19 protein-coding genes are annotated in these 20,207 nt (G+C 73.6%); 5 read left to right on the top strand and 14 right to left on the bottom strand.

Annotation, left to right across the window (positions count from 1 at the left end; all coding sequences use genetic code 11):
- Positions 1-208: 208 nt before the first annotated feature.
- Both ACZ7L0_RS42040 and ACZ7L0_RS42035 read left to right on the top strand, forming a co-directional pair.
- The gene (locus ACZ7L0_RS42040) at positions 209-469 is read left to right on the top strand and encodes a PqqD family protein (protein WP_471247882.1); all 261 of its coding nucleotides are present in this window, start codon (positions 209-211) and stop codon (positions 467-469) included.
- 91 nt (positions 470-560) lie between these two features.
- Positions 561-3,173 carry a helix-turn-helix transcriptional regulator gene (locus tag ACZ7L0_RS42035; RefSeq protein WP_471247881.1) on the top strand — a complete coding sequence of 871 codons (2,613 nt, stop codon included), beginning with the start codon at positions 561-563 and terminating at the stop codon, positions 3,171-3,173.
- A gap of 66 nt (positions 3,174-3,239) precedes the next feature.
- On the opposite strand, the gene ACZ7L0_RS42030 is transcribed toward ACZ7L0_RS42035, so the two are convergent.
- The 3 genes from ACZ7L0_RS42030 to ACZ7L0_RS42020 all read right to left on the bottom strand — a co-directional run bounded on the left by ACZ7L0_RS42030 (position 3,240) and on the right by ACZ7L0_RS42020 (position 4,604).
- Positions 3,240-3,509, bottom strand: coding sequence for a hypothetical protein (locus tag ACZ7L0_RS42030; RefSeq protein WP_471247880.1), 270 nt, complete (start codon positions 3,507-3,509; stop codon positions 3,240-3,242).
- A gap of 139 nt (positions 3,510-3,648) precedes the next feature.
- Positions 3,649-4,449, bottom strand: coding sequence for a thioesterase II family protein (locus tag ACZ7L0_RS42025; protein ID WP_471247879.1), 801 nt, complete (start codon positions 4,447-4,449; stop codon positions 3,649-3,651).
- Positions 4,446-4,604 (bottom strand): hypothetical protein, encoded by a 159-nt coding sequence (locus ACZ7L0_RS42020; protein WP_471247878.1) that lies wholly within the window; start codon positions 4,602-4,604, stop codon positions 4,446-4,448. The genes ACZ7L0_RS42025 and ACZ7L0_RS42020 overlap by 4 nt, the downstream gene beginning before the upstream one ends.
- A gap of 209 nt (positions 4,605-4,813) precedes the next feature.
- Between ACZ7L0_RS42020 and ACZ7L0_RS42015 the strand changes: the two genes are divergently transcribed.
- Positions 4,814-6,244, top strand: a complete 1,431-nt coding sequence (locus ACZ7L0_RS42015) for an MFS transporter (RefSeq protein ID WP_471247877.1) — start codon at positions 4,814-4,816, stop codon at positions 6,242-6,244.
- Here the strand turns inward: ACZ7L0_RS42015 and ACZ7L0_RS42010 are convergent.
- The 6 genes from ACZ7L0_RS42010 to ACZ7L0_RS41985 form a co-directional block, all read right to left on the bottom strand.
- A complete protein-coding gene (locus ACZ7L0_RS42010; protein ID WP_471247876.1) occupies positions 6,207-7,490 on the bottom strand; it encodes an FAD-dependent monooxygenase in 1,284 nt (427 codons plus the stop codon). The genes ACZ7L0_RS42015 and ACZ7L0_RS42010 overlap by 38 nt on opposite strands.
- A gap of 3 nt (positions 7,491-7,493) precedes the next feature.
- A complete protein-coding gene (locus tag ACZ7L0_RS42005; protein ID WP_471247875.1) occupies positions 7,494-7,757 on the bottom strand; it encodes an acyl carrier protein in 264 nt (87 codons plus the stop codon).
- 215 nt (positions 7,758-7,972) lie between these two features.
- Positions 7,973-9,199 (bottom strand): ketosynthase chain-length factor, encoded by a 1,227-nt coding sequence (locus tag ACZ7L0_RS42000; RefSeq protein WP_471247874.1) that lies wholly within the window; start codon positions 9,197-9,199, stop codon positions 7,973-7,975.
- The gene (locus ACZ7L0_RS41995; RefSeq protein ID WP_471247873.1) at positions 9,196-10,461 is read right to left on the bottom strand and encodes a beta-ketoacyl-[acyl-carrier-protein] synthase family protein; all 1,266 of its coding nucleotides are present in this window, start codon (positions 10,459-10,461) and stop codon (positions 9,196-9,198) included. Before ACZ7L0_RS41995 ends, ACZ7L0_RS42000 begins: the two co-directional genes overlap by 4 nt.
- A complete protein-coding gene (locus tag ACZ7L0_RS41990; RefSeq protein WP_471247872.1) occupies positions 10,458-11,228 on the bottom strand; it encodes a thioesterase II family protein in 771 nt (256 codons plus the stop codon). Before ACZ7L0_RS41990 ends, ACZ7L0_RS41995 begins: the two co-directional genes overlap by 4 nt.
- 225 nt (positions 11,229-11,453) lie before the next feature.
- A complete protein-coding gene (locus ACZ7L0_RS41985; RefSeq protein ID WP_471247871.1) occupies positions 11,454-12,275 on the bottom strand; it encodes an AfsR/SARP family transcriptional regulator in 822 nt (273 codons plus the stop codon).
- A 303-nt stretch (positions 12,276-12,578) separates the two neighbouring features.
- Here ACZ7L0_RS41985 and ACZ7L0_RS41980 point away from each other — a divergent pair, with 303 nt between their 5' ends.
- Positions 12,579-13,391, top strand: coding sequence for a thioesterase II family protein (locus ACZ7L0_RS41980; RefSeq protein ID WP_471247870.1), 813 nt, complete (start codon positions 12,579-12,581; stop codon positions 13,389-13,391).
- Positions 13,388-14,398, top strand: coding sequence for an AfsR/SARP family transcriptional regulator (locus ACZ7L0_RS41975; RefSeq protein ID WP_471247869.1), 1,011 nt, complete (start codon positions 13,388-13,390; stop codon positions 14,396-14,398). Before ACZ7L0_RS41980 ends, ACZ7L0_RS41975 begins: the two co-directional genes overlap by 4 nt.
- A 13-nt stretch (positions 14,399-14,411) precedes the next feature.
- Here ACZ7L0_RS41975 and ACZ7L0_RS41970 read toward each other — a convergent pair whose 3' ends face one another.
- The 5 genes from ACZ7L0_RS41970 to ACZ7L0_RS41950 all read right to left on the bottom strand — a co-directional run.
- Complete coding sequence (locus tag ACZ7L0_RS41970) at positions 14,412-15,251, bottom strand: 4'-phosphopantetheinyl transferase family protein (protein WP_471247868.1); 840 nt, start codon at positions 15,249-15,251, stop codon at positions 14,412-14,414.
- A complete protein-coding gene (locus tag ACZ7L0_RS41965; RefSeq protein ID WP_471247867.1) occupies positions 15,248-17,170 on the bottom strand; it encodes a beta-ketoacyl [acyl carrier protein] synthase domain-containing protein in 1,923 nt (640 codons plus the stop codon). Before ACZ7L0_RS41965 ends, ACZ7L0_RS41970 begins: the two co-directional genes overlap by 4 nt.
- Before the next feature lie 18 nt (positions 17,171-17,188).
- Positions 17,189-17,905, bottom strand: coding sequence for a phosphopantetheine-binding protein (locus tag ACZ7L0_RS41960; RefSeq protein ID WP_471247866.1), 717 nt, complete (start codon positions 17,903-17,905; stop codon positions 17,189-17,191).
- A gap of 184 nt (positions 17,906-18,089) precedes the next feature.
- Positions 18,090-18,959: an AfsR/SARP family transcriptional regulator gene (locus tag ACZ7L0_RS41955; RefSeq protein WP_471247865.1), complete on the bottom strand. Its 870-nt coding sequence runs from the start codon at positions 18,957-18,959 to the stop codon at positions 18,090-18,092.
- Positions 18,960-19,292: 333 nt separating this feature from the next.
- Positions 19,293-20,207, bottom strand: a 915-nt coding sequence (locus ACZ7L0_RS41950) for an acyl-CoA carboxylase subunit beta (RefSeq protein WP_471247864.1), incomplete at its 5' end; no start/stop codon positions are given.

Here is a 20,207-nt window from a genome sequence, read left to right as displayed (position 1 = left end):
CGTTTAGGGATTGCCACCGGACGGGAGCGAGCGGCCCGCCGCGCGCGCCCCCTACGGCCTGGCCTTCGACCCGTCGGACGTAGGGGTTCCGCCCGGCCACCCCTGAGTTCGTACACGACATTGGATTCGGCGCGCACTCCGTCGGTAGCGTGAAGGGAAATTTCCACTGGAGGTATGCGTGCGCGTCCAGCCGGTGCCCGGAGTCAGCGTGAACGTCGACGCTGACGGGCACCTGGAAGTCGTCGCGGAGTCGTCCGGCCGGGTCGGGCGGTTCCGGTGCGGCCCCGTGGGCACGGCCATGTGGATCGCGCTGCGCCAGCACGACGGGGACGTGGCGGCCGCCGCCGGCCTGCTGTCCGCGCTGTGGTGCACCGACGTGGTCAACACCCGCGCCGATCTGGACATCTGGATCGAGGAGCTGCGGGACGCCGGCCTGGTGCGCACCACCCCCTGCGGGGCCTGCCCGTGACACCCCGTTCCATCACGGCTCCACCACCCCTGTAGGCGGCCTTACCAGCCTGGTGAGGGTTAGGGGTAGACCATCTGTGACGGGGGCCACTATGACGACGGTCGACAGGTCGACGGTCGGTACAATTCTTGAACGGACTCTCACGGAATGCCTGGGCGGCGAGTCCCGCATCGTCCTGGCCGAAGGCCCCGCCGGATGCGGCAAGAGCACCCTGGTGGACTCGGTCTTCGAACGAGCCTCGGCGGCCGGCGCCGTCGTCCTCACCGCGGTCGGCACCCCCGCCGAACGCGACCTCCCGCTCGGCGTGCTGCGCCAGCTCGCCCAGGGCGCCCCCTCCCTCGCCCAGCCGGCCCCCGCCGACGACGCGGCCACTCCGCGCGTGGAGTACATGCAGGCGTTCGGTGCCCGGGTGCGTGAGTTGAGCGCCGAGACCCCGGTGGTGCTGAGCGTCGACGACGTGCAGCACGCCGACACCGCGTCGCTGGAGTGTCTGCAGTACCTGGCCCGGCAGCTGCGCACCGCCCACGTCCTGCTGCTGTTCACCAGCACCAGCGGCTACGACGAGCACGCCCACGCCGCGTTCGCGACGGAGCTGCTGCGCCGCCCCAACGTGCGCCGCGTCCGCCTGGGCCGCCTCTCCCCCACCGAGGTCGCCGCCGCGGCGAAGGGCAGCCCCGAACTCGGCGCCCGGCTTTACGAGATCACCGGCGGCAACCCGCTGCTGCTGCGCTCGGCGCAGGCGGAACTGGAAGACCGCGCGGACCGCGCGAACGCGGACCGTTCGACTGGCGCGGCCCGGCAGTGGAACCCGCAGCCCGTCGGCCCCTACGCCCGGGCCGTCGCCGCCTGCGCGCTGCGCAGCGGACCCGAGGCGGCCGACGCCGCGCGCGCCTGCGCCGTACTCGGCGAGTCCGCCACCCCCGAACACGTCGCCCGGTTACTGGACGCCCGGCCGTCCGCCGCCCGCCAGGCCCTGATCGCGCTGCACGCGTCGGGCGTCCTGGACGGCACCCGGTTCCGGCACCCGGCCGCCCGCAACGCGCTGTTGGACTCGATCCCGGACGGTGAGCGCAGGGCCCTGCACCGCAAGGCCGCGACGCTGCTGCGGGCGGCGGGCCGCCCGGCGGCCGAGACCGCCGCGCAGCTGCTCGCCGCCGCCGACACCGCGGGCGCCCCCTGGCAGGCGAGTGCCCCCGAGACCGAGGTGCTGCGCGACGCCGCCGAGGACCTGCTCGCCCGGGGCGACGCCCAGCAGGCCGTACGGCTGCTGGAGCTCGCCCACGAGGTGTGCGCCGAGGACCGGACGCGCACCGCCGTACGCATCCGGCTCGCCCAGATCACCTGGCAGTTCAACCCGGCGGCCGCCGAACGGCAGCTGACCGCGGTGCTCGACGCGCTGGGCGGGGACGGCCCCGAGGCCGAGCACGTCCAGCCGCTGGCGCAGCTCATGGTGATGCACGGGCGGGTGCCGGAGGCGGCGCGGCTGCTGCGGCCCGAGCAGGACGCCGCACAGGCGTCCGCCTCACCGCTGGACACCGCCCTCGACACCTCGGTCGCGGCGAGCGAACGGCTGCTGCAGTCGACCCGGCTCACCGAGGCGACCGCCGGGGTGATCACGCAGGGGCTGCGCTCCCTGGTCCTGTCCGACCAGCCCGAGCGGTCCCTGCCGTGGAGCCGGAGCCTGCTGCAGGAGGCGGAGCGCCGTGGCGCCGCCGGCTGGAGCGCCGTCTTCGCGAACCTGCACGCCGAGGCGCTGCTGCGGATCGGCGACCCGCGCGACGCCTGCGAGTTCGCCGAGCGGGCCCTGGACTTCCTGCCCGAGCGCACCGGCGGCACCTTCCCCTACGCGCCCCTCGCGGTCCTGGTGCGCGCCCGCAGCGTCATGGGCCAGTACACCGAGGCCTCCCTGCAGGCCGACCAGCCGGTGCCGCAACAGCTGTTCGACTCGCTGCACGGGCCGGTGTTCCTGCGGGCCCGCGGCCGGCATCTGCTGACCTGCCATCAGCCGCACGCGGCCCTCGCCGACTTCTTGGAGGTGGGCCGGCTGATGCGGCGCTGGGGCGTGGACCGGCCCGCGTTCCTGCCGTGGCGCACGGATGCCGCCGAGGCGCTGCTGCTGCTGGGCGAACCCCAGCAGGCCGAGCAGCTGGTCCTGCAGCAGCTCGGCCTGCCCGACGCGCGGCGACCGTGGGTGCGGGGGCTGAGCCTGCGGATGCGGGCGATGACCAACCAGTCCGCCAAGCAGCGGCTGGCGCTGCTGACCCAGGCCGTCGACGAGCTGCACCGCTCGGGCGACCGGCTGGAGGCGGCCCGCGCCATGGCCGACCTGGGTCAGGCGGTGCAGGCCGACGGCGGTGCGTCCGCCAAGGGCAGCTCCATGATCCGGGCCGCCTGGAACATCGCCAAGGAGTGCCAGGCGGGCGCCCTGTGCAAGGAGATCCTGCCCGACGCCCCGCTGACCGAGCCGGCGCGCAGTCCACGGGAGACGGGCGAGCCCCGCTCGGAAACGCGGCTGAGCAGCTCGGAGCAGCGGGTCGCCACCCTCGCCGCGCAGGGCCTGACCAACCGGGAGATCTCCGCGAAGCTCTACCTCACGGTGAGCACCGTCGAGCAGCATCTGACGCGGGTCTACCGCAAGTTGCAGATCAGCTGCCGCAAGGATCTGCCGCTGGACCTGGAGCCGGTCAGCCGGCAGACCGCCTGACCTGTCGCATCCGTAAGGCACGGGCGCGCCCGCCCCGGGGGATTTCGGCGGGGCGCGCCCGGCCGCTCATCGGTCGAGCCGCAGCCATCCGTCGTCGACCATCTTCCGCGACCAGGCGTCCATGACGACGCGGACCTTCTTCGAGTCGGTCTCCCACTCGCGGGCCAGCGACTGTACGGCCAGGTCCACGAATCCGTCGTTGTGGCGCAGTGCGCTCCACATCGCGGCGCCGATCGGGTTGCAGCGGATCCCGGCGGGCCGTCCCTCGACGCGGAGGTCCAGCTTGCCGTTGACCAGAGCCGTACCCGTCACTCCCTCACCCGGCAGAACTCGCATCGCATTTCCCTCCGTCAGATCCGTCGTTCCGGCACTTCAAGGATCGGCGAACGGAGGGAAGCGGAACATGGTGATGCCCACCCGGCCGGGGTGTAGTTGAGGACACCTTGCGGCGGGTGGGCCTAGGACAGCGGTGCCGTCAGAGGAGCTGCGACACGGAGCCGGTGAGCGAGGAGGGGGAGGCTCCGGCCGCGAGATGGCGCCTGATCTCCGCCATCACCGCGCCGGCGTGCTCGGTGAGGTAGAAGTGGCCGCCCGGATAGACGGTGACGTCGAAGTGGCCGGCACAGCACTGCCGCCAGTCCTCCGCCTCGTCTAGGGTGACCTGCGGGTCGCTGTCGCCGGTGAGCACCGACACCGGGCACTTCAGCGGCTCGCCGGGCGCGTAGCGGTAGGTCTCCACCGCCCGGTAGTCGCTGCGGATCGCCGGCAGCACCAGCTGCAGCACCTCGGGATCGTCGAGTATCTGCGCGTCGGTGCCGCTGAGCTTGGTCAGCTCGGCGATCAGCCGCTGGTCGTCACGCCGGTGCACGTCCTCGTCGCTGCGGCGGCGCATGGGCGCCCGGCGCCCCGAGGCGAAGAAGCGCAGCGGGCGGATGCCGTCGCGCTCGAGCCGGCGCGCCACCTCGAAGCCGAGCAGCGCCCCCATGCTGTGCCCGAACAGGGCCAGCGGACGGTCGGTCCACGGCCGCAGTTCCTCGGTGACGAGGTCGGCGAGCCGCCCCATGTCGTCGATGCAGGGCTCACCCCGCCGGTCCTGCCGGCCCGGGTACTGGATGGCGAGGACGTCGATCGCGGGCGCGAGGGTCCGCGACACCGGGAAGTAGAAGGTGGCGGAGCCTCCCGCGTGCGGGAAGCACACCAGACGGACCCGGGCGTCGTCCGCCGGATGGAACCGTCGTATCCACAGCCCGTCCGAGCCGGCCGCCGCCGCGGTCACGCCGCCGTCCGCTCGTCCGGTGCCGGGGTACGGCCGTTCGTGTCCAGTACGACGACGTCGGCGCCCGTGGTGCCAAGGCGGTCGGCGACGGCGTGGCCGTGGCCGCGGTCGCCTCCGGCGATCATCACCAGCCGCTGGTCGTTCCGGTCTGCCACGTCGGGCTCCTAGCGCGAGTCTGTCGAGACGAATGCCCTGCCAACATCGCAGTCCCCCCGGGCCACCGCACACCCTTAGCCGCCCCCTAGCCCCACCCCCGACCCTGGCCCGACCCTGGTCTCGATCCCCGCCCTGCCGGTTGTCCACGGGTCCTCCAGCCGTTCTTGGGAGGGTCCGGAGGGATTCCCGACGCGCGAGGAGGCAGGGCATGTCCGTGACCGAACGAGCCGCCACGATCAGGATGGGCGCACCGCCCGCCCCGGCGTCCGCGGCCCTGCCGGCCCGCCGCCCCGGCCTCGCCCTCGCGGTGATCGCCGGCTGCAACGCGATGATCCAACTCGACGACCCCATCGTGAACATCGCCCTGCCCGGCATGCGGGCCGGGCTCGGCCTGTCCGCGGTGAGCGCCTCCTGGGTGCTCAGCGCCTATCTGCTCGCCTTCGGCGGACTGCTGCTGCTCGGCGGCCGCGCCGGCGACATCCTGGGCCGCCGCAGGATGTTCCTGACGGGCGTCGCCCTGTTCACCGTCGCCGCGGCCCTGCGGGCGGTCGTACCGACCGGCGAGGTCATGATCGCCGTACGGGCCGTGCAGGGGGCCGGAGCCGCGCTCGCCGCGCCGAGCGGGCTGGCCCTGCTGCTCAGCATGTTCGCCGAAGGGTCCGCACGGCGCCGGGCGATCGCCGTGTGCACCGCGGTCGGCGCCTGCTCCACGGCGGGCGGCCTGCTGCTGGCCGGCGCGCTGACCTCGCTCGGCTCCTGGCGCTGGGTGCTGCTGCTGAACGTGCCGATCGGCGCGGCGATCCTGCTGCTCGGGCCCCGGGTGCTGGACGAGACGGCCCGCAACCTCGGCCGCTTCGACGTGCCGGGCGCGCTGCTGTCGGCGGCGGGCGCCACCGGTGTGGTGTACGGGCTGGCCCGGGCCGCCGACCACCCGTGGGGCGATGCCACGGTCGCCGGTCCGCTGTCGGCGGGCCTCGTGCTGCTCGCCGTGTTCGTCGCCGTGGAGCGCCGCGCCAAGCAGCCGATCGTGCTGCCGCGGCTGTTCGCCGACCGCAACCGGCTGCTGGCCTATGTGGCGGTGCTCGCCGTGCCGGGCGCCCTGGTCGGGGCCTACTTCTTCCTGAGCCAGTTCTTCCAGCAGCACGGCTGGTCCCCGCTCGCCACGGCGTTCGCGCTGCTGCCGCTGCCCCTGGCGATGGCCGCCACCGCCGCCTGCGCCGGCGTTCTGGAGCGGTTCGCGAGCCTGCGGCGCCTGATGGCTGTCGGCGCGGCCACGCTGGCGGTGGAGAACCTGTGGCTGTCGCGCCTGGACGCCGGCGACGCGTACGCGGTGCACGTGCTGCCGACGCTGCTGCTGCTCGGCATCGGCATGGCCCTGTGCGTCGTACCGCTGACCGTCCTGGCCACCTCCGGGCTGCGCGGCGACGAGGCGGGCGCGGCCTCCAGCGTGCTGAACTCCCTTCAGGCGCTGGGCGGTTCGCTCGGGGTGGCGCTGCTGGTGACCGCCTCGTCGGGGCAGAAGACGTTCACCGACACCCTCTCCCGGGGCTTCACCGCGGGCGCTGTGTTCGGGGTGGTCGTCCTGCTGGCCGCGCTGGCGATCAGGCGGCCCGGGGCCCGTCGGCCGCGCTCACGCTGAACAGGTCGGTGCGCACTCGCACAGGGGTGCGACCGTAGGCGATGCGGGCGGTGATGCGCGCGCCGGCCGGGGTCCGGGTGACCACGGACGCGGCGCGCGCCCGCACGAACTCCGCCACCGGCCCGCCCACTCCGAAGAACGCCATGGACTGCACGCGCTGCATCCGGGTCACGGCGTCGGCGACGGGCCGCCGCTGCGCCTCGAACGCGGCGAGCCGCTCGCGCCGTACGTCCCCTGCCGCCAGCGCCTCGACGAGTACGGGGTGCAGGACGGCGGCGTCCTGGAGGGCGAGGTTGATGCCCTGGGCGCCGAGCGGGCCGTGGGTGTGGGCGGCGTCACCGAGGAGGACGAGCCCGTCGCGGGTCCAGGTGTCGGCCTGGGCGGCGAACACGTCGAGCAGCGACAGCGCGGACAGGCTCGTCAGGTGCTCGTGCAGCAGGTCCGTGAACTGCGGGAGCGCGGCGGACAGTTCGTCCCTGACGGCACCGATGCCGTGTGCGGCCACCTGGTTCCAGCCGCCGTGCGGCAGGGTCCAGCCGATCCGCAGCCGGTCGGGGTGGGTGTCGTGGACGAGGACGGCGGCCTTCCCGGCCCGGTGGATGCGCACCCGCCCCGTGGACCGACCGGCCGCGGGCAGCGTGAACCACACGACGTCCTGGTCGAAGATCTCACGGCGCCCGGCGTCGATCCCGGCCAGTGCCCGCGTCTTGGAGAACCGCCCGTCGGCGCCGACGACCACGGACGCGCGGACCTGGACCCGCCGGGCACCGGCCCGGGCGACCACGGCCCCGGTGACGCGGCCGTCGTCCTCTGTCAGGGCTCTGACGCGGTGGCCGTCGAGGTGGGTGAAGCCGGGCAACCGCTCGCACGCGGCGAGGAGTTCCGCCAGCAGGTGCGGCTGCGGCAGCGCCAGCAGCCGGTTGTGGGGCGTGGGCAGGCGCCGGTAGTCGATGTCGAGGAGCACCTTCTCGCGCCGCAGCACCTGGAAGCCGTCGAGCGTGCGGGCGCCGCGCGCCGACGCCTGCTGGAGCACGCCCAGTTGATCGAGGACGAGCTGGCCGCCCGGCTGGAGGATCTCGCCGTGGAAGTCACGGCGGAGGGACGAGGACACACGCGCGCGCTCCGCGAGTGTGACGCGGATCCCGGAGCGCAGCAGCATCAGGGTCAGGGCGAGCCCGGCCGGGCCCGCGCCGACGACCAGCACATCGGTGTGCACGGTGGCGTCCTGCCACGGGGACCGGCCCACGGCTCAGACCGTCGCCCGGGCCGCGAGCAGCTCGTTGACGAGGTCCAGGTACTGGCGCGGCGTCTCGGCCGCGTCGATGGCCTCCTCGTCGAACGTGATGCCGTGATCCCGCTCGATACGGCCGGTGGTCTGCAGCATCGCGAGAGAGTCGTATCCGAGGTCGAGGAACGGCGTGTCCAGGATGTCCCCCTCGAGGTCGGTCCACTCCTCCTCCCCCGCGCACTCGCGCAGCAGCGTGACCAGGTCGCTCAGTTCCAGACGCTCCATCGTGTTCTCCTCGGTGGGTTACGGGTGGTGCTGTGCCTCTACGGCGGGGTGGTCGGTCGGGGGTGGTCGGCGGGGGGGCGTCGGGGGTGGTCGGCCCGGGGTAGTCGTAGGGTCCTCGGCCGAGAGTCGGTCGGCCGGGGGACGGTCGGAGGGCGGTCGGCGGTGGCTCAGCCAGTCCGCGGCTCAGCCGGCCCGCGACTCACCCGGCCCGCGGCTCAGTCGGCCGCGCGCAGCACCACCGCGGAGTTGAAGCCTCCGCGTCCGCGTGCCAGGACCAGGGCGGTGCGCAGGGCGCCGCGGCGCGGGGCGCCGGTGACCAGGTCGACGGGGCAGTCGGCGGCGGGCTGCCGGGTACCGGGCGTGGGCGGGATCACCTGGTCGCGCAGGGCGAGCAGGGCGGCCGCGAGGTCGAGTGCGGAACCGCCCGCGAGCAGCCGTCCGGTCATCGCCTTGGGCGCGGTGACGGGCACGCCGTACGGCCCGAACAGCGAGGCGATCACCTCGGCCTCGGCCCGGTCGGCGCCCCGCTCCCCCGCCGCGTCCGCGAACACCACGTCGACGTCGCCGGGTTCGGCCCCGGCGTCGGCGAGGGCGAGCCGGGCGGCGTCCCCGAGCCGGGGCGTGTCGCCGCCGTCGAAGGTGGCGGCGTACCCGGCGAGACTGCCGTAGACCGACGCCCCGCGCTCCCGCGCGCTCTCGTCGTCCTCCAGGACGAGCATCGCGCCGCCCTCCCCCGGGATGTGCCCCGAGGCGTCGGCGGCGAAGGGCAGGTAGGCGCGCTCGGGGTCGTCGACCGTGGACAGAGCGCCGTCCGCGAGATGCGCGGCCCAGCCCCACGGGCACAGCGCCGAGTCGGCGCCCCCGATGACGACGAGCCGTGCCCCCTTGCGGAGTTGGCGGCGGGCCTGCGCGGCGGCGTCGAGGCCCCCCGCCTGCTCGGACACGAGCACCCCGCTCGCGCCACGCGTGCCGTGCCGAATGGAGATCTGGCCGGTGTTGACGGCGTTGAACCAGGCGAACGCCTGGTAGGCGCTGACGTGCTTGTTGCCCTCGTGCCACAGCGCCTGCAGCTCGCGCTGGCCGAACTCGAAGCCGCCGGCCGAGCTCGCGGTGACCACGCCGGCCGCGTACTCGGGCAGCGCGTCCAGGTCGGCGCCGGAGTCGTCGACGGCCTCCTTGGCCATGGCGAGGGCGAGCCGGGTGACCCGGTCGGTCTGCGGCAGCAGCCTGCTGGGCAGGTGCTCCTCGTCGGCGAAGCCGCGCACCTCGCCCGCGAGCCGCACCGGATAGCCGGAGGCGTCGAAGCGGGTGACGGGCCCGAGGGCGCTGCGGCCCCGCAGCGCGGCGGCCCACCAGGCCGCGGTCCCGAGCCCGCCCGGGGCGGCGATCCCGACACCGGTGAACACGGCGGTGGCCCGGGCCACCGAGACAGTGCCGGTCACGCGGCCTCCTTCAGCCGGGGAGCGGTGAGCACCATGGCGCTCTGGAAGCCCCCGAACCCGCTGCCGACGCTGACGACGGTGTCGGTGCGGTGCTCGCGGGCGGTCAGCGGTGTGTAGTCGAGGTCGCAGGCCGGGTCGGCCTCGTGCAGGTTGGCCGTGGGCGGCACGGTGTCGTGGGTGATGGCGAGCGCGCACGCGGCGACCTCGAGGGAGCCGATCGCGCCGAGCGAGTGCCCGATCATCGACTTGATGGAGCTGACGGGAATCTCGTACGCCCGTGTGCCCAGGCTCTGCTTGAAGGCGGCGGTCTCGTGGCGGTCGTTCTGCTTGGTGCCGGACCCGTGCGCGTTGACGTAGTCGACGGCGGACGGATCGAGGCGCGCCTCGTCGAGGGCCCGCCCGATCGCCCGCGCCATCTCGTTGCCGTCGGGCCTCAGGCCGGTCATGTGGTAGGCGTTGCTGAGGCTGGCGAACCCGGCGATCTCGGCGTAGACCCGCGCCCCGCGCCGCCGCGCCCGCTCGGCCTCCTCCAGGACGAGGACGGCGGACCCCTCCCCCAGCACGAACCCGTTGCGGCTGCGGTCGAAGGGCCGCGACGCCGTCTCCGGCTCGTCGTTGCGCGGGCTGGTCGCCCGGATGGCGTCGAAGGAAGCGACGGAGATCGGGGAGATCGGCGCCTCGGTGGCCCCGGCGAGCATGATGTCGGCGCTGCCCTCCCGGATCAGCTCGACGGCGTGCCCGACCGAGTCGAGCCCGGAGGTGCAGCCGGTGGACACCATGGCGACGGGCCCTTGCGCGCCGGCGTCCCGGGCGACGTCGGCCGCCATCGAGCTGGGCACGAAGTAGTCGAACAGATGCGGTACGGCCCGGGTGTGGTCGACGTTCCAGCGGGCGCCCCGGTCGCTGACGACGGCGTACTCGCGGTCGAGGCCGGTGGTGCAGCCGACCGCGCTGCCGAGCGTCACTCCGGTGCGGAGCGGGTCGAGGCCGTCGGCGGCGCCGCTGTCGGCGAGTGCCTCGCGGGCGGCGACGAGGGCGAACTGGGCGGCCCGGTCGAGCCGTTCGGCCTCCGCGGGGGTGAAGCCGTGGTCGGCGGAGTCGAAGTCGGCCTCGGCGGCGATGCGCGAGCGGTAGCCGGTCGCGTCGAAGAGGGAGATGGGACGGGTGGCGGTGCGGCCCGAGGTGAGCAGGTCCCAGAACGCCACGGTTCCGGTCGCTCCCGGGGCGACGACACCGATCCCGGTGATGACGACACGCCTCATCGGCTGTTCCTCACAGTGGTCCGGTCGGGCGGCGGGACTTCAGGCCTCAGACGCCGTACGACACGGCAGGCGCGCCCCAGGATCCGGGGCGCCTGAGTCCCTCGTACGAAGAAGTGGTCGCCGGCGACGGTGCGCAGGGCGACTTCGGCGGTGCTCCAGCGGCGCCAGCCCTCCAGCGTCCTGGCCGGTACGGCGGGGTCGTCCGCGCCGCCGAGCACGAGCAGCGGCACGTCGAGCGGCCCGCCGGTGGAAGGGTCGACGGCGGCGGCACGCAGGGCGGCGCCCAGGCGCAGGTCGTCGCGCAGGACGGGCAGCACGGCCCGGTGCCACACCCCGCCCGGTGCGATGGCGTCACCGCTGGGCAGCGGCCCCAGCTCGGCGAGGAGGGACAGCAGTTGGTCGACGGGGGCGTCGGCCGCGTCGATCAGGGCGGGCGGCTGGTCCGGTGTCGGAGTGGCACCGAGGCCGACGAACGACGGCTGCGGCAGCCCCTTGTCGGCGAGCACCCGGGCGAGCGTGTAGGCGACGAGGCCTCCGAGGCTGTGCCCGTACAGCGCGAACGGCCCCTCATCGGGAGTCCGCCGGCGGAACACCTCGGGAAAGGCCCCGACAAGCTCCGCACGCTCGACGACCCGGGTCTCGCGCCGCCTACGCTCCCGCCCCGGCAGCACCAGGGGCACGACTTCGACATCCGCCCCGGTGAGAAGGGGCCACCGATGAAAGCAGTCGACACCGGCTCCGGCGTGCGCGAAGCAGTAAAGAGTCACAGGCCGCCCCTCGCCCATCCCGCGACCCCCTTCCCCGGAACCACCGCCCCACAAGAGGGGACATCATCGGTTCCGAGGCTGACCAACCCCCCTGGAGAAACACTCGAGAACCCATCAGTCCCCGCTCAGCCCGGAAGCCCGGCCGTGAACGCCGAAGGGGGCGAGCGCCGTGACCGCCGAGGTGAGCCGGGGCCCCGGTCCCCCAACCCTTCCCCCGGCCCCGCGTCACGCCGCGAACAGGTCGAACGTGGAGCTGCGTCGCGGTCCCGCCATGACGTCCAGCTGCGGATCCACGGCGAGCATCGCCTGGTGCAGCCGTTGCAGCTGCGGCGAGGGCTCCACGCCCAGCTCGTCGATCAGCCGCATCCGCAGCCTGCGGTAGACCTCGAGCGCGGCCGCCTGCCGCCCCGACCGGTACAGCGCCACCATGACCTGCGAGTGCAGGCCCTCGTGCTGCGGGTGCCGCGCCGTCAGGTCGGTGAGCTCGGCGATGACTTCCGCGTGCCGACCGAGCCGCAGATCGGCGTCGATGCGCCGCTCCACGGTCACCAGCCGGCTCTCCTCCAGTCGTAACACCTCTATCTGCAGGATCGGCCCGACGCGTACGTCGACCAGCGCCGGCCCCGACCACAGATCGAGTGCGGTCCGGAACCGCTCTGCCGACACGGCGTTGTCCCCCGCTTCGAAAGCGGCCTGCCCCTCCCGCACCAAACGCTCGTACTCGTGAACGTCCACGCTCCCCTCGGGAATCTGCAGCAGATATCCCCCGTGCCGGGTCGCCAGCACCTCCTTGGCGCTGCCCGGCGAACTGGGCCCCATCGCGGTGCCCAGCCTCCTGCGCAACTGGAGGATGTACGTCTGGAGGGTGGTGAGCGCGCTCTGCGGCGGTTCGGTCCCCCAGATCTCCTCCATGAGCATCGGGACGGGTATGACCCGCCCCGGGTAGAGCGCCATCAGCGACAGAATCTGCCGCGGCTTGGCCGCCGTAGGAACGATAGACCCCCCGTTGACCTCGGCACTCAACGGACCCAGAACCTGAATCCTCACGGTCTCCTCCGTAGTGGTCGAGCTCTCTGTCCGGTTCCTTTCGTTGGCCAGAAATCTGCACCGCGTCGCACGCTAGCCGGGTCCGTCCTTGTCAAGCACTTTTCTTTAGCGGATCTCTAGCCGACCTCCACGTGCGGTGTTGCCAAGCGGATTTGATCCGCTATGGGGCGCCTGTACGAACACTTGAATCGAACTTTCGATTCCGCTGGTGACGCGCCTGTGGCGATATCTTCGAGGTATTCCTGTACACCCTCGAAACTGCCGCGCGAAATGAGATCGAACGGAGAAACGGACGGAGACAGGATGGAATTCACCAGCCCCGCTCCGGGCCACGACCAGTGGTCCGACACACGCGACGGGCTGCGCCTGTTCGTGTTCCCGCACGCCGGTGGATCGAGCCTGACGTACCAGGACTGGCCGGATCGCTTCCCCGCCGGCTGGCAGGTGCGTGCACTGGACGCCCCGGGCCACGGCCCGCTGCTGAACACTCCGCCACTCACCGACGGCAATGCCCTGATCGGCCATTTCTTCGACCGGCTCGTGCCGGAACTGGCCGCGGACACCACTCCGTTCGCGTTCTTCGGCCACAGCATGGGCTCCCTCGTGGCGTACGAGCTCACCCGCAGGCTCCTCGCCGAGGGCGCCCCCGCACCCGTATGGCTGGGTGTCTCGGCGTGTGGGGCACCGGACGGCCACGCGGACGAGCCGCCCCCGTCGGGCCCCGGCGAGTTGTCGGACGCCGAACTGCGCCGCACGCTGGCCGCGTTGGGCGGCACCCCCGCACAGGTGCTGCGGGAGGAGGAGCTGTGGGAGGTGTTCGCCCCGGCGATCCGCGCCGATCTGACGCTGCTGCGGACCTGGCGGCCGGCCCCGCCCGAGGCTCCCCTGCCGGTGGCGCTGTCGGCGTTCGCGGGCGCGCGGGACGCGGCGGCGCTCCCGGTGCGGCTCGCCCCGTGGGCCGAGCACACCGAGCGCTTCCTCGGCCTGCACGTCTTCGACGGGGGCCACTTCTACTTCCAGGACGGCCCCGACGCCGCCGCCCGGCTCGCCGACCGTGTCACCGCCGACGTGCGCGGCGCCCTGCGGTCCGGGCCGGCCGCCGCAGGCGTGCGATGAGCGGCTGGGGCCCCGAGTTCCGCGTCCTGGGACCGGTGGAGGTGCACGACCCGCACACCGGGTGGCGTGTCGTGCCGCCGGGCGCCAAACAGCGGGTCCTGCTCGCGGTGCTCGTCATCGAGGCGGGCCGCACCGTCGCCACCGAGCGGCTCGTGGACGAGCTGTGGGGCCACAACCCACCGCGCCGCGCGGCCAACGCGGTTCAGGCGCACATCGCCCGCCTGCGCCGCCTGCTTCAGCCGCCGACGGCCACCGCCTGGGCGCCGCACGAGTGGATCGTCACCGGCCCGGGCGGCTATGCCCTGCGGCTCGGGAAGGCCACCACCGATGCCGAACGCTTCCGCCGGCTGTCGGCCGAGGGCCGCGCCGTCGCCGCCGAGGACCCGGACCGGGCCGCCGGGCTCCTCGACCGTGCGCTGTCGCTGTGGCGCGGACCGGCGCTGGCGGACTGCCGTGGCGGCCCGGTCTGCGCGGCCGAGGCCGACCGTCTGGAGGAGCAGCGGCTGACCGTGCTGGAGGCGCTCTACGAGGCCCGGCTGCGCTCGGCCCGCCCCGAGGGGGTGACCGGCGAGCTGGAGCGGCTGGCGGAGGAACACCCCCTGCGGGAACGTTTCTCCGACCTGTTGATGGTGGCCCTGCACCGGGCCGACCGCCGCTCCGAGGCGCTCGCGGTCTACGAACGGGTCCGTCGGCGTCTCGCGAGCGAACTCGGCGTAGAGCCCGGCCCGTCCCTGCGCGGCCGCCGCGAGGCCCTGCTGCGCCACGTCCCGGCCCCGCCACCCTTCCCCGCCGCACCACGAAGGCCGAGCCACGAGGCAGACACGGACCGCCTCCCGGAGCGCATGGACCACGAAGGCGCGGCCGCGAGGGAGGCCGAGATGGCGCGCATCGGCAGGCGGCTGACCGAGCTGTCGTACGAACTGCGGGAACTGTCACGCCGTTTCGATGCCCTGGCAGCGGACCGGCACGCCCCTGCCGGCTCCCTCCCGGCGGCCCCCCGCCGATGATCGGCATCGGCGCTCAGCGTGCGGCGAGCCGGGCCGCCGGGGTGCTGTCGAGGGGCTCGGGCAGTGCGATCCGGCGCGGTGCGGCCCGGCCCCAGGGGAATCCGTGGTGCAGCTGCAGCACGGGGTCCTGCCCGTCGGCGGCCTGCACCGCGACGGCGGCCAGCACATCGGGCACGGGTTCCAGCTCGACGAACCGCCACCGCCCCGTCGTATCGTCCGGGGGCGGCCGGAATCCGCGCACGCCGCGGTCCTCGGCCAGGTCGAAGGCGAACTCGTCGAAGGGCAGGCCGAGTCCGAGGCCGCGCGCCTTGGAGTAGGCCTCCTTCAGCGTCCACAGCCGCAGCACGCGCCGGTCACGCGGGCGTCCCTGCGCGGCCCTGGCCACCCACTGCTGCTCCTCGGGCGCGAACGTCTCCACGATGGTGTCGATGGCCTGCGCGTCCCGGTCAAGACGTTCGACGTCCACGCCGATGCGATGCCCGCGCACCACGCCGAGCAGGTTGTAGCCGCTCGCGTGGGAGAGGTTGAAGTCGAGTTCGGGTCCGCCCCGGGGCAGTCCGCCGTCCGGCGTCTGCAGAAAGGGCCGCCCCCGGGAGGAGCGGAAGATGACGAGTTCGGCCTCGGCCAGTCCCGCCTCCAGCGCGAGCGCGCGGCGCACCAGGGTGTGCGCGACCAGGTACTGGCGGCGGTCCCGTTCGAACAGGAACCGGCCCGCGATCTGCTGCTCGTGCTCGTCGAGCCAGTGCGTGGCGAGCACCCCCGCGATGGCGGGCGCGAGATCGTCGTTGGCACAGATCCACAGTTTCACCGGGCTGGGCGCGGCCGCATCCCGGTGCTGTGCGGTGACCGTCATCGGGTGCGCTCCGCCGCCGTGCCCGGCCCGGCCGTGCCGTTCCCGCCGAGCCACAGCGACCGCGGCCGCAGCGCGCTCGTGGGCAGTGGCACCACCGGCCCGGCCGGGATCGCGGCCCGGGTGACGTCGACACCGGCCAGCCACAGCCGGGTCAGCTGCTCGAAGCGGTGGCCGTGCCACAGGGCGGTCAGGTAGTCGCGGGTCTCCGGCAGGTCGTCGAGGAGCGGTGGCAGGGGTGGGCGGTCGCGCCGCTGCCGGATGTCGCCGGTGCGGGCGAGCCCTCGTACCGGTCCCGGCCGCCGTGCGCGGTCCGCGGCGGCCCGCGGGTCTTGCAGGAAGTCGTCGAGGGCGGTGGCCAGTTGGGCGGTGTCCTGGGCCGTGACCGCGAGCCGGCAGTCCAGGGCGGCGCGGCCGGAGCGCAGTTCCCGGGCCAGCGCGGTGAGGCCGGGCACGGGTCCGGCCTGGCCGCCGCGCGCGGTGAGCCAGTCCGCGAGCCGCCGGGCGGTGGCGGCCAGATGGTCCGGGGTGGGCGCCGAGAGCAGCACCAGCTGCGGCTCCCCGCCGTCCTCCTCAGCTACGGCGGTCCCGGCCCGGTCCGCTCCCGTCGCGGTGTCGGGCAGGTACTCCTCCACGATCGCCCGCGCCTCGGCGCCGCCCGAGCCGCGCACCACCACCGAGGCCCTGCGCGGCAGTTCGGCCCCGTCGGCCCGCCGGGGCCGCTCCCAGCGGCCGTCCCCGTCCTGCCGTGCGACGACCTTCCCGTGGCGCAGCTGGAGCACGGCCCTGGTCAGTGCCGCGGCCCCGGTGGCGGCCCCGGCCGCCCCGACGCCGCCCCGCACGGTCCGGGCGGTCTCGCGCAGCGTGCCGCCCTCGGCGGTGGACGGTCCCACCGTCCCACCGTCCACTTCCCGGTCATGGTCGTCGTAGGCCGTGCCGCCGTCGTACGCGCTCCGGCCGAGGTGGGCGACCGCGCTGGAGCGGACGACGGCGTGAACGTTGTCGCCGTCCTCGGTCGCCGCGGCGAGCGGTTTGAGCAGCACCGCGCCGACCCCCTCTCCCCCGCCGGGCACCTGGCGCGCGGGGTGCAGGCGCAGGTGCACGCCGGCGACGAGGGCCGCCGCGCACTCGCCCGCGCGCAGCGCGCCGAGTGCCTGGTGCAGGGCGACGAGGAAGGAGGACTCCCCGGTGTCGACGCACTGGCTCGGCCCGCTGAGGTCCAGCAGCGCCGACAGCCGGTTGGGCAGGCTCCAGTGGCCGTCGGCGGGCAGGGCGCCGTGCCCCGGCGCCCACTGCCCGGCGGCGAGCAGGAGGTAGTCGTTGGAGCCGGCCGCGACGTAGACGCCGAGGCTGCGCGGCCGGCCGTCCCGCGAGGTCAGGGCGTCGAGCCGGGCCCCGGTGCAGCCGGCGCTCTCCAGGGTCTGCCAGGCGGTGTGCAGGAACAGCCGTTCCTGCGGGTCGGTGAGGACGGCTTCCTCGTCGGTCAGCCGGAAGAACGTGGCGTCGAACTCGTCCACGTGCTCCAGGAAGTGGCCGCGGCCCTCGGCCCGCCCCACGTCCCGTCCGGCCGGGGCGGCCGCGGTGTCCCGCCCGTCGAGCATGTTCTGCCAGAACGTCTCCAGGTCGGGCGCCTGCGGATAGCGGCCCCCGATGCCGATGACGGCGATCCCGTCACGCGCACCGGGAGACGCTTCGCGCTCCTCCACCACCGGCCGCGGGGATGCGATCGCGCTCTCCGGCGGCACGTCGACGACCACGGGAGCGGCGGCGACCGCCGGTGCCTCGGCCCCCACGCCGGCCTGTTCCACGGCAGGCGGCCGCGGCTCCGCCGGGGCCAGGGGCGCGCCCGTGAGCAGTGCCACCGCGCTCTGCCGGTCCAGGCTGCCGTTCTTGAATCTGGTCAGGATCTCACTGTTGTCCATACCGCCGTGCGCTCCGTCTCAGGCAGCCCGCGCCGCCAGCAGGGCGGCCGCCTCGTCGACGCTGAGCAGGTCGTCGCGGACCGCGTCGAGCAGCGCCTCCAGGTCCGCCGAGCCCGGCCGGCCCGTCTGTGCCTGTGGGTGCGGTGCCGGACCCGGTACGGTCCGCGGGGCGGGCAGGCCGGTGCGGGAGGCGACGTAGGCCGCCATGGCGTTCAGGCTCGGGTGGTCGTAGAGCGTGACGGCCCGTTCGTCGAGGCCGTAGGTGCGGTTGACGACGGCCACGAACTCGGCGCCGAGGATGGAGTCGAGGCCGAGCAGGTTGAAGGCGGCGTCGGCGTCGATGTCCCACGGCTCGCAGCACAGGATCTCGGCGAGCTCCCTGCGCAGCACGTCGACGACCTGGTCCGAGCAGGCCGCCGGCTCGGGCTCGGGTGCGGGCGGCGGGCCCAGGACGCCGAGCTGGGGGGCCACATGGCGGGCGAACGCGGCGAGCGTCGGATGGTCGTACAGGGCCGTGACCTTGATGCGGGTGCCGTAGCGCGCGTTGACGACGGCCACGAACTCGACCGTCAGCATGGAGTCCAGGCCGAGCAGTCGGAAGGGCTGCTCGGGGTCGATCGCCTCGGCCTTGACGCCCAGGGCGTCGGCCAGCACGGTGATGAGCTCGCCGAGCAGGTCGGCACCACCGGGCGCCGGGAGCGCCGGCTGTGATGCCGTACGCGGGTCGCTGGTCATGGTGGGCCTCTCCAAGGGTCGGTCCCGGTCTGCCGTGGAAAATTGTCCGCGCACCCGTGCGGCCGCACATCGCCGTCCGCGATGAACCCGGGCCCGCGAGATCGCTCGTGGGAGGGGGCCCGGCCGATCCCCCTACTCCGAAGGAGTGAGACCGGCCGGGGGGTGCTCAGTCCGGCATCAGGTTTCACACCTGCGCCATGCGGCCCCGGTCCGATCCGGTGGGGGGCAGCTGGGTCGCCGCGGGCATCTGCTGGTCCATGGACAGCGGGGTCTCGGGCGCGGCCATCAGGATCGACTGCTGCAGCCGGCGCAGCCGCGCCGAGGGTTCGAGGCCCAGGTCGCGTACGAGGGTGCCGCGCAGCCGGTAGTAGACGTCGAGCGCCTCACCGCGCCGGCCCGAGCGGTGCAGGGCCAGCATGAACTGGGCGTGCAGGGTCTCGTGGGTGCGGTAACGGCTGGTCAGCACCGTGAGTTCGGCGAGCAGTTCCCGGTGCCGGCCGAGCCGCAGGTCGGCCTCGATGCGCTGGTCGAGCGCGCACAGCCGGCTCTCCTCCAGCCGCTTGGCCTCCATCTGCAGCTGCGCACCGGTCTGTACGTCGGCGAAGGCGGAGCCGGTCCACAGGCTCAGCGCCTCGCGCAGTTTGCGGGCGGCGCCCGGGAAGTCTCCCGCGTCCATGGCCCGGTAGCCCGTGCCCGCGAGCCGCTCGAACTCCCGTACGTCGCTGGTGCCGCCGCCGGTGACGAGCAGATAGCCGCCGGGCGAGGTCACCAGGACGTTCTTGGCGCTGCGCGCCGGCGCGCCCTCTTCGGGCGTGTCCTTCTCCAGCGCGACGGTGATGAGTTCGCGCAGCTGCAGCACGTAGGTCTGCAGGGTGGTGCGGGCGCTGCGCGGTGGTTTGCCCGCCCACAGCTCCTCGATCAACCCGGCGACCGGCACCACCTGGTCGGCGTGGAGCGCCAGAAGGGCGAGGACCTGCCGAGGCTTGGGTGCGGTCGGGGCGATCGACACCCCGTTCTCCCGGACGTCCAGTGCGCCCAGTACGTCGATGTCCACGCCGTCTCCCCCTAGCTTCTTCTGTGGTGTCCGGCTCTTCGATTACAAAACAGCACGGCCGGTTTGTCAATTCGAACCGTCCGATCTGTTTCATTGAGCGTCGCTGGACCGGCCCACAAGTCCGGCCTGACCACATACCTCAGGGAAACACCGCTCTCACCAGCATGAACAGCACGTCACCGGCGGCCCGCGCCTGGGCGAGAACCAGGGCCAGGACGTGGGCCACCACGGGCTTCATAACAGACCGCGCGCACTGTTACGCCCAGCCGTGCACCGCCACGTCTCCGCTGGAGACCAGCCCGAGTCGGCGAACAAACCTTCTGGTCGCTGATGTCACTGCGGCGGGTTGCCGTGCTTGCGGGACGGCAACTCGGCGTGCTTGGCACGGAGCATGGCGAGCGCGGCGACGAGGGCGTGGCGCGTGTCGGCGGGGTCGATGACGTCGTCGACGAGGCCGCGTTCGGCCGCGTAGTACGGGTGCATCAGCTCGGCCTTGTACTCCTTGACCATCTTCTGCCGCATGGCCTCGGGGTCCTCGGCGTTCGCGATCTGCCGCCGGAAGATCACGTTGGCCGCGCCCTCCGCACCCATCACGGCGATCTCGTTCGTCGGCCAGGCGTAGGTGAGGTCGGCACCGATGGACTGGCTGTCCATCACGATGTACGCACCTCCGTACGCCTTGCGCAGGATCAGCGAGATCCTCGGCACGGTCGCGTTGCAGTAGGCGTACAGCAGCTTCGCGCCGTGCCGGATGATCCCGCCGTGCTCCTGGTCGACACCCGGCAGGAACCCCGGGACGTCCAGGAAGGTGACGATCGGGATATTGAAAGCGTCACACATCGCGACAAAGCGCGCGGCTTTCTCGCTGGCCTCGATGTCCAGGACACCCGCGAGGACCTGCGGCTGGTTGGCGACGATGCCGACCACCTGGCCGTCGAGCCGGGCCAGCGCACAGATGATGTTGCGGGCCCAACGCTCGTGCACCTCGAGGTACTCGCCGTCGTCGACGATCTCCTCGATGACCTTCACCATGTCGTACGGCCGGTTGCCGTCGACCGGGACCATGTCCAGCAGGGCCTCGCAGCGCCGGTCGGCGGCGTCCGCGGTGGCGGCGTGCGGCGGGTTCTCGCGGTTGTTCTGCGGCAGCAGCGACAGGAGGTAGCGCACCTCGGCGATGCAGGTCTCCTCGTCGTCGTAGGCGAAGTGGCACACACCGCTCGTCTCGGCGTGCACGTCCGCACCGCCGAG

The organism is Streptomyces sp. NPDC039424, from assembly GCF_055639495.1.
This window is presented reverse-complemented; position numbering and strand designations above follow the sequence as displayed.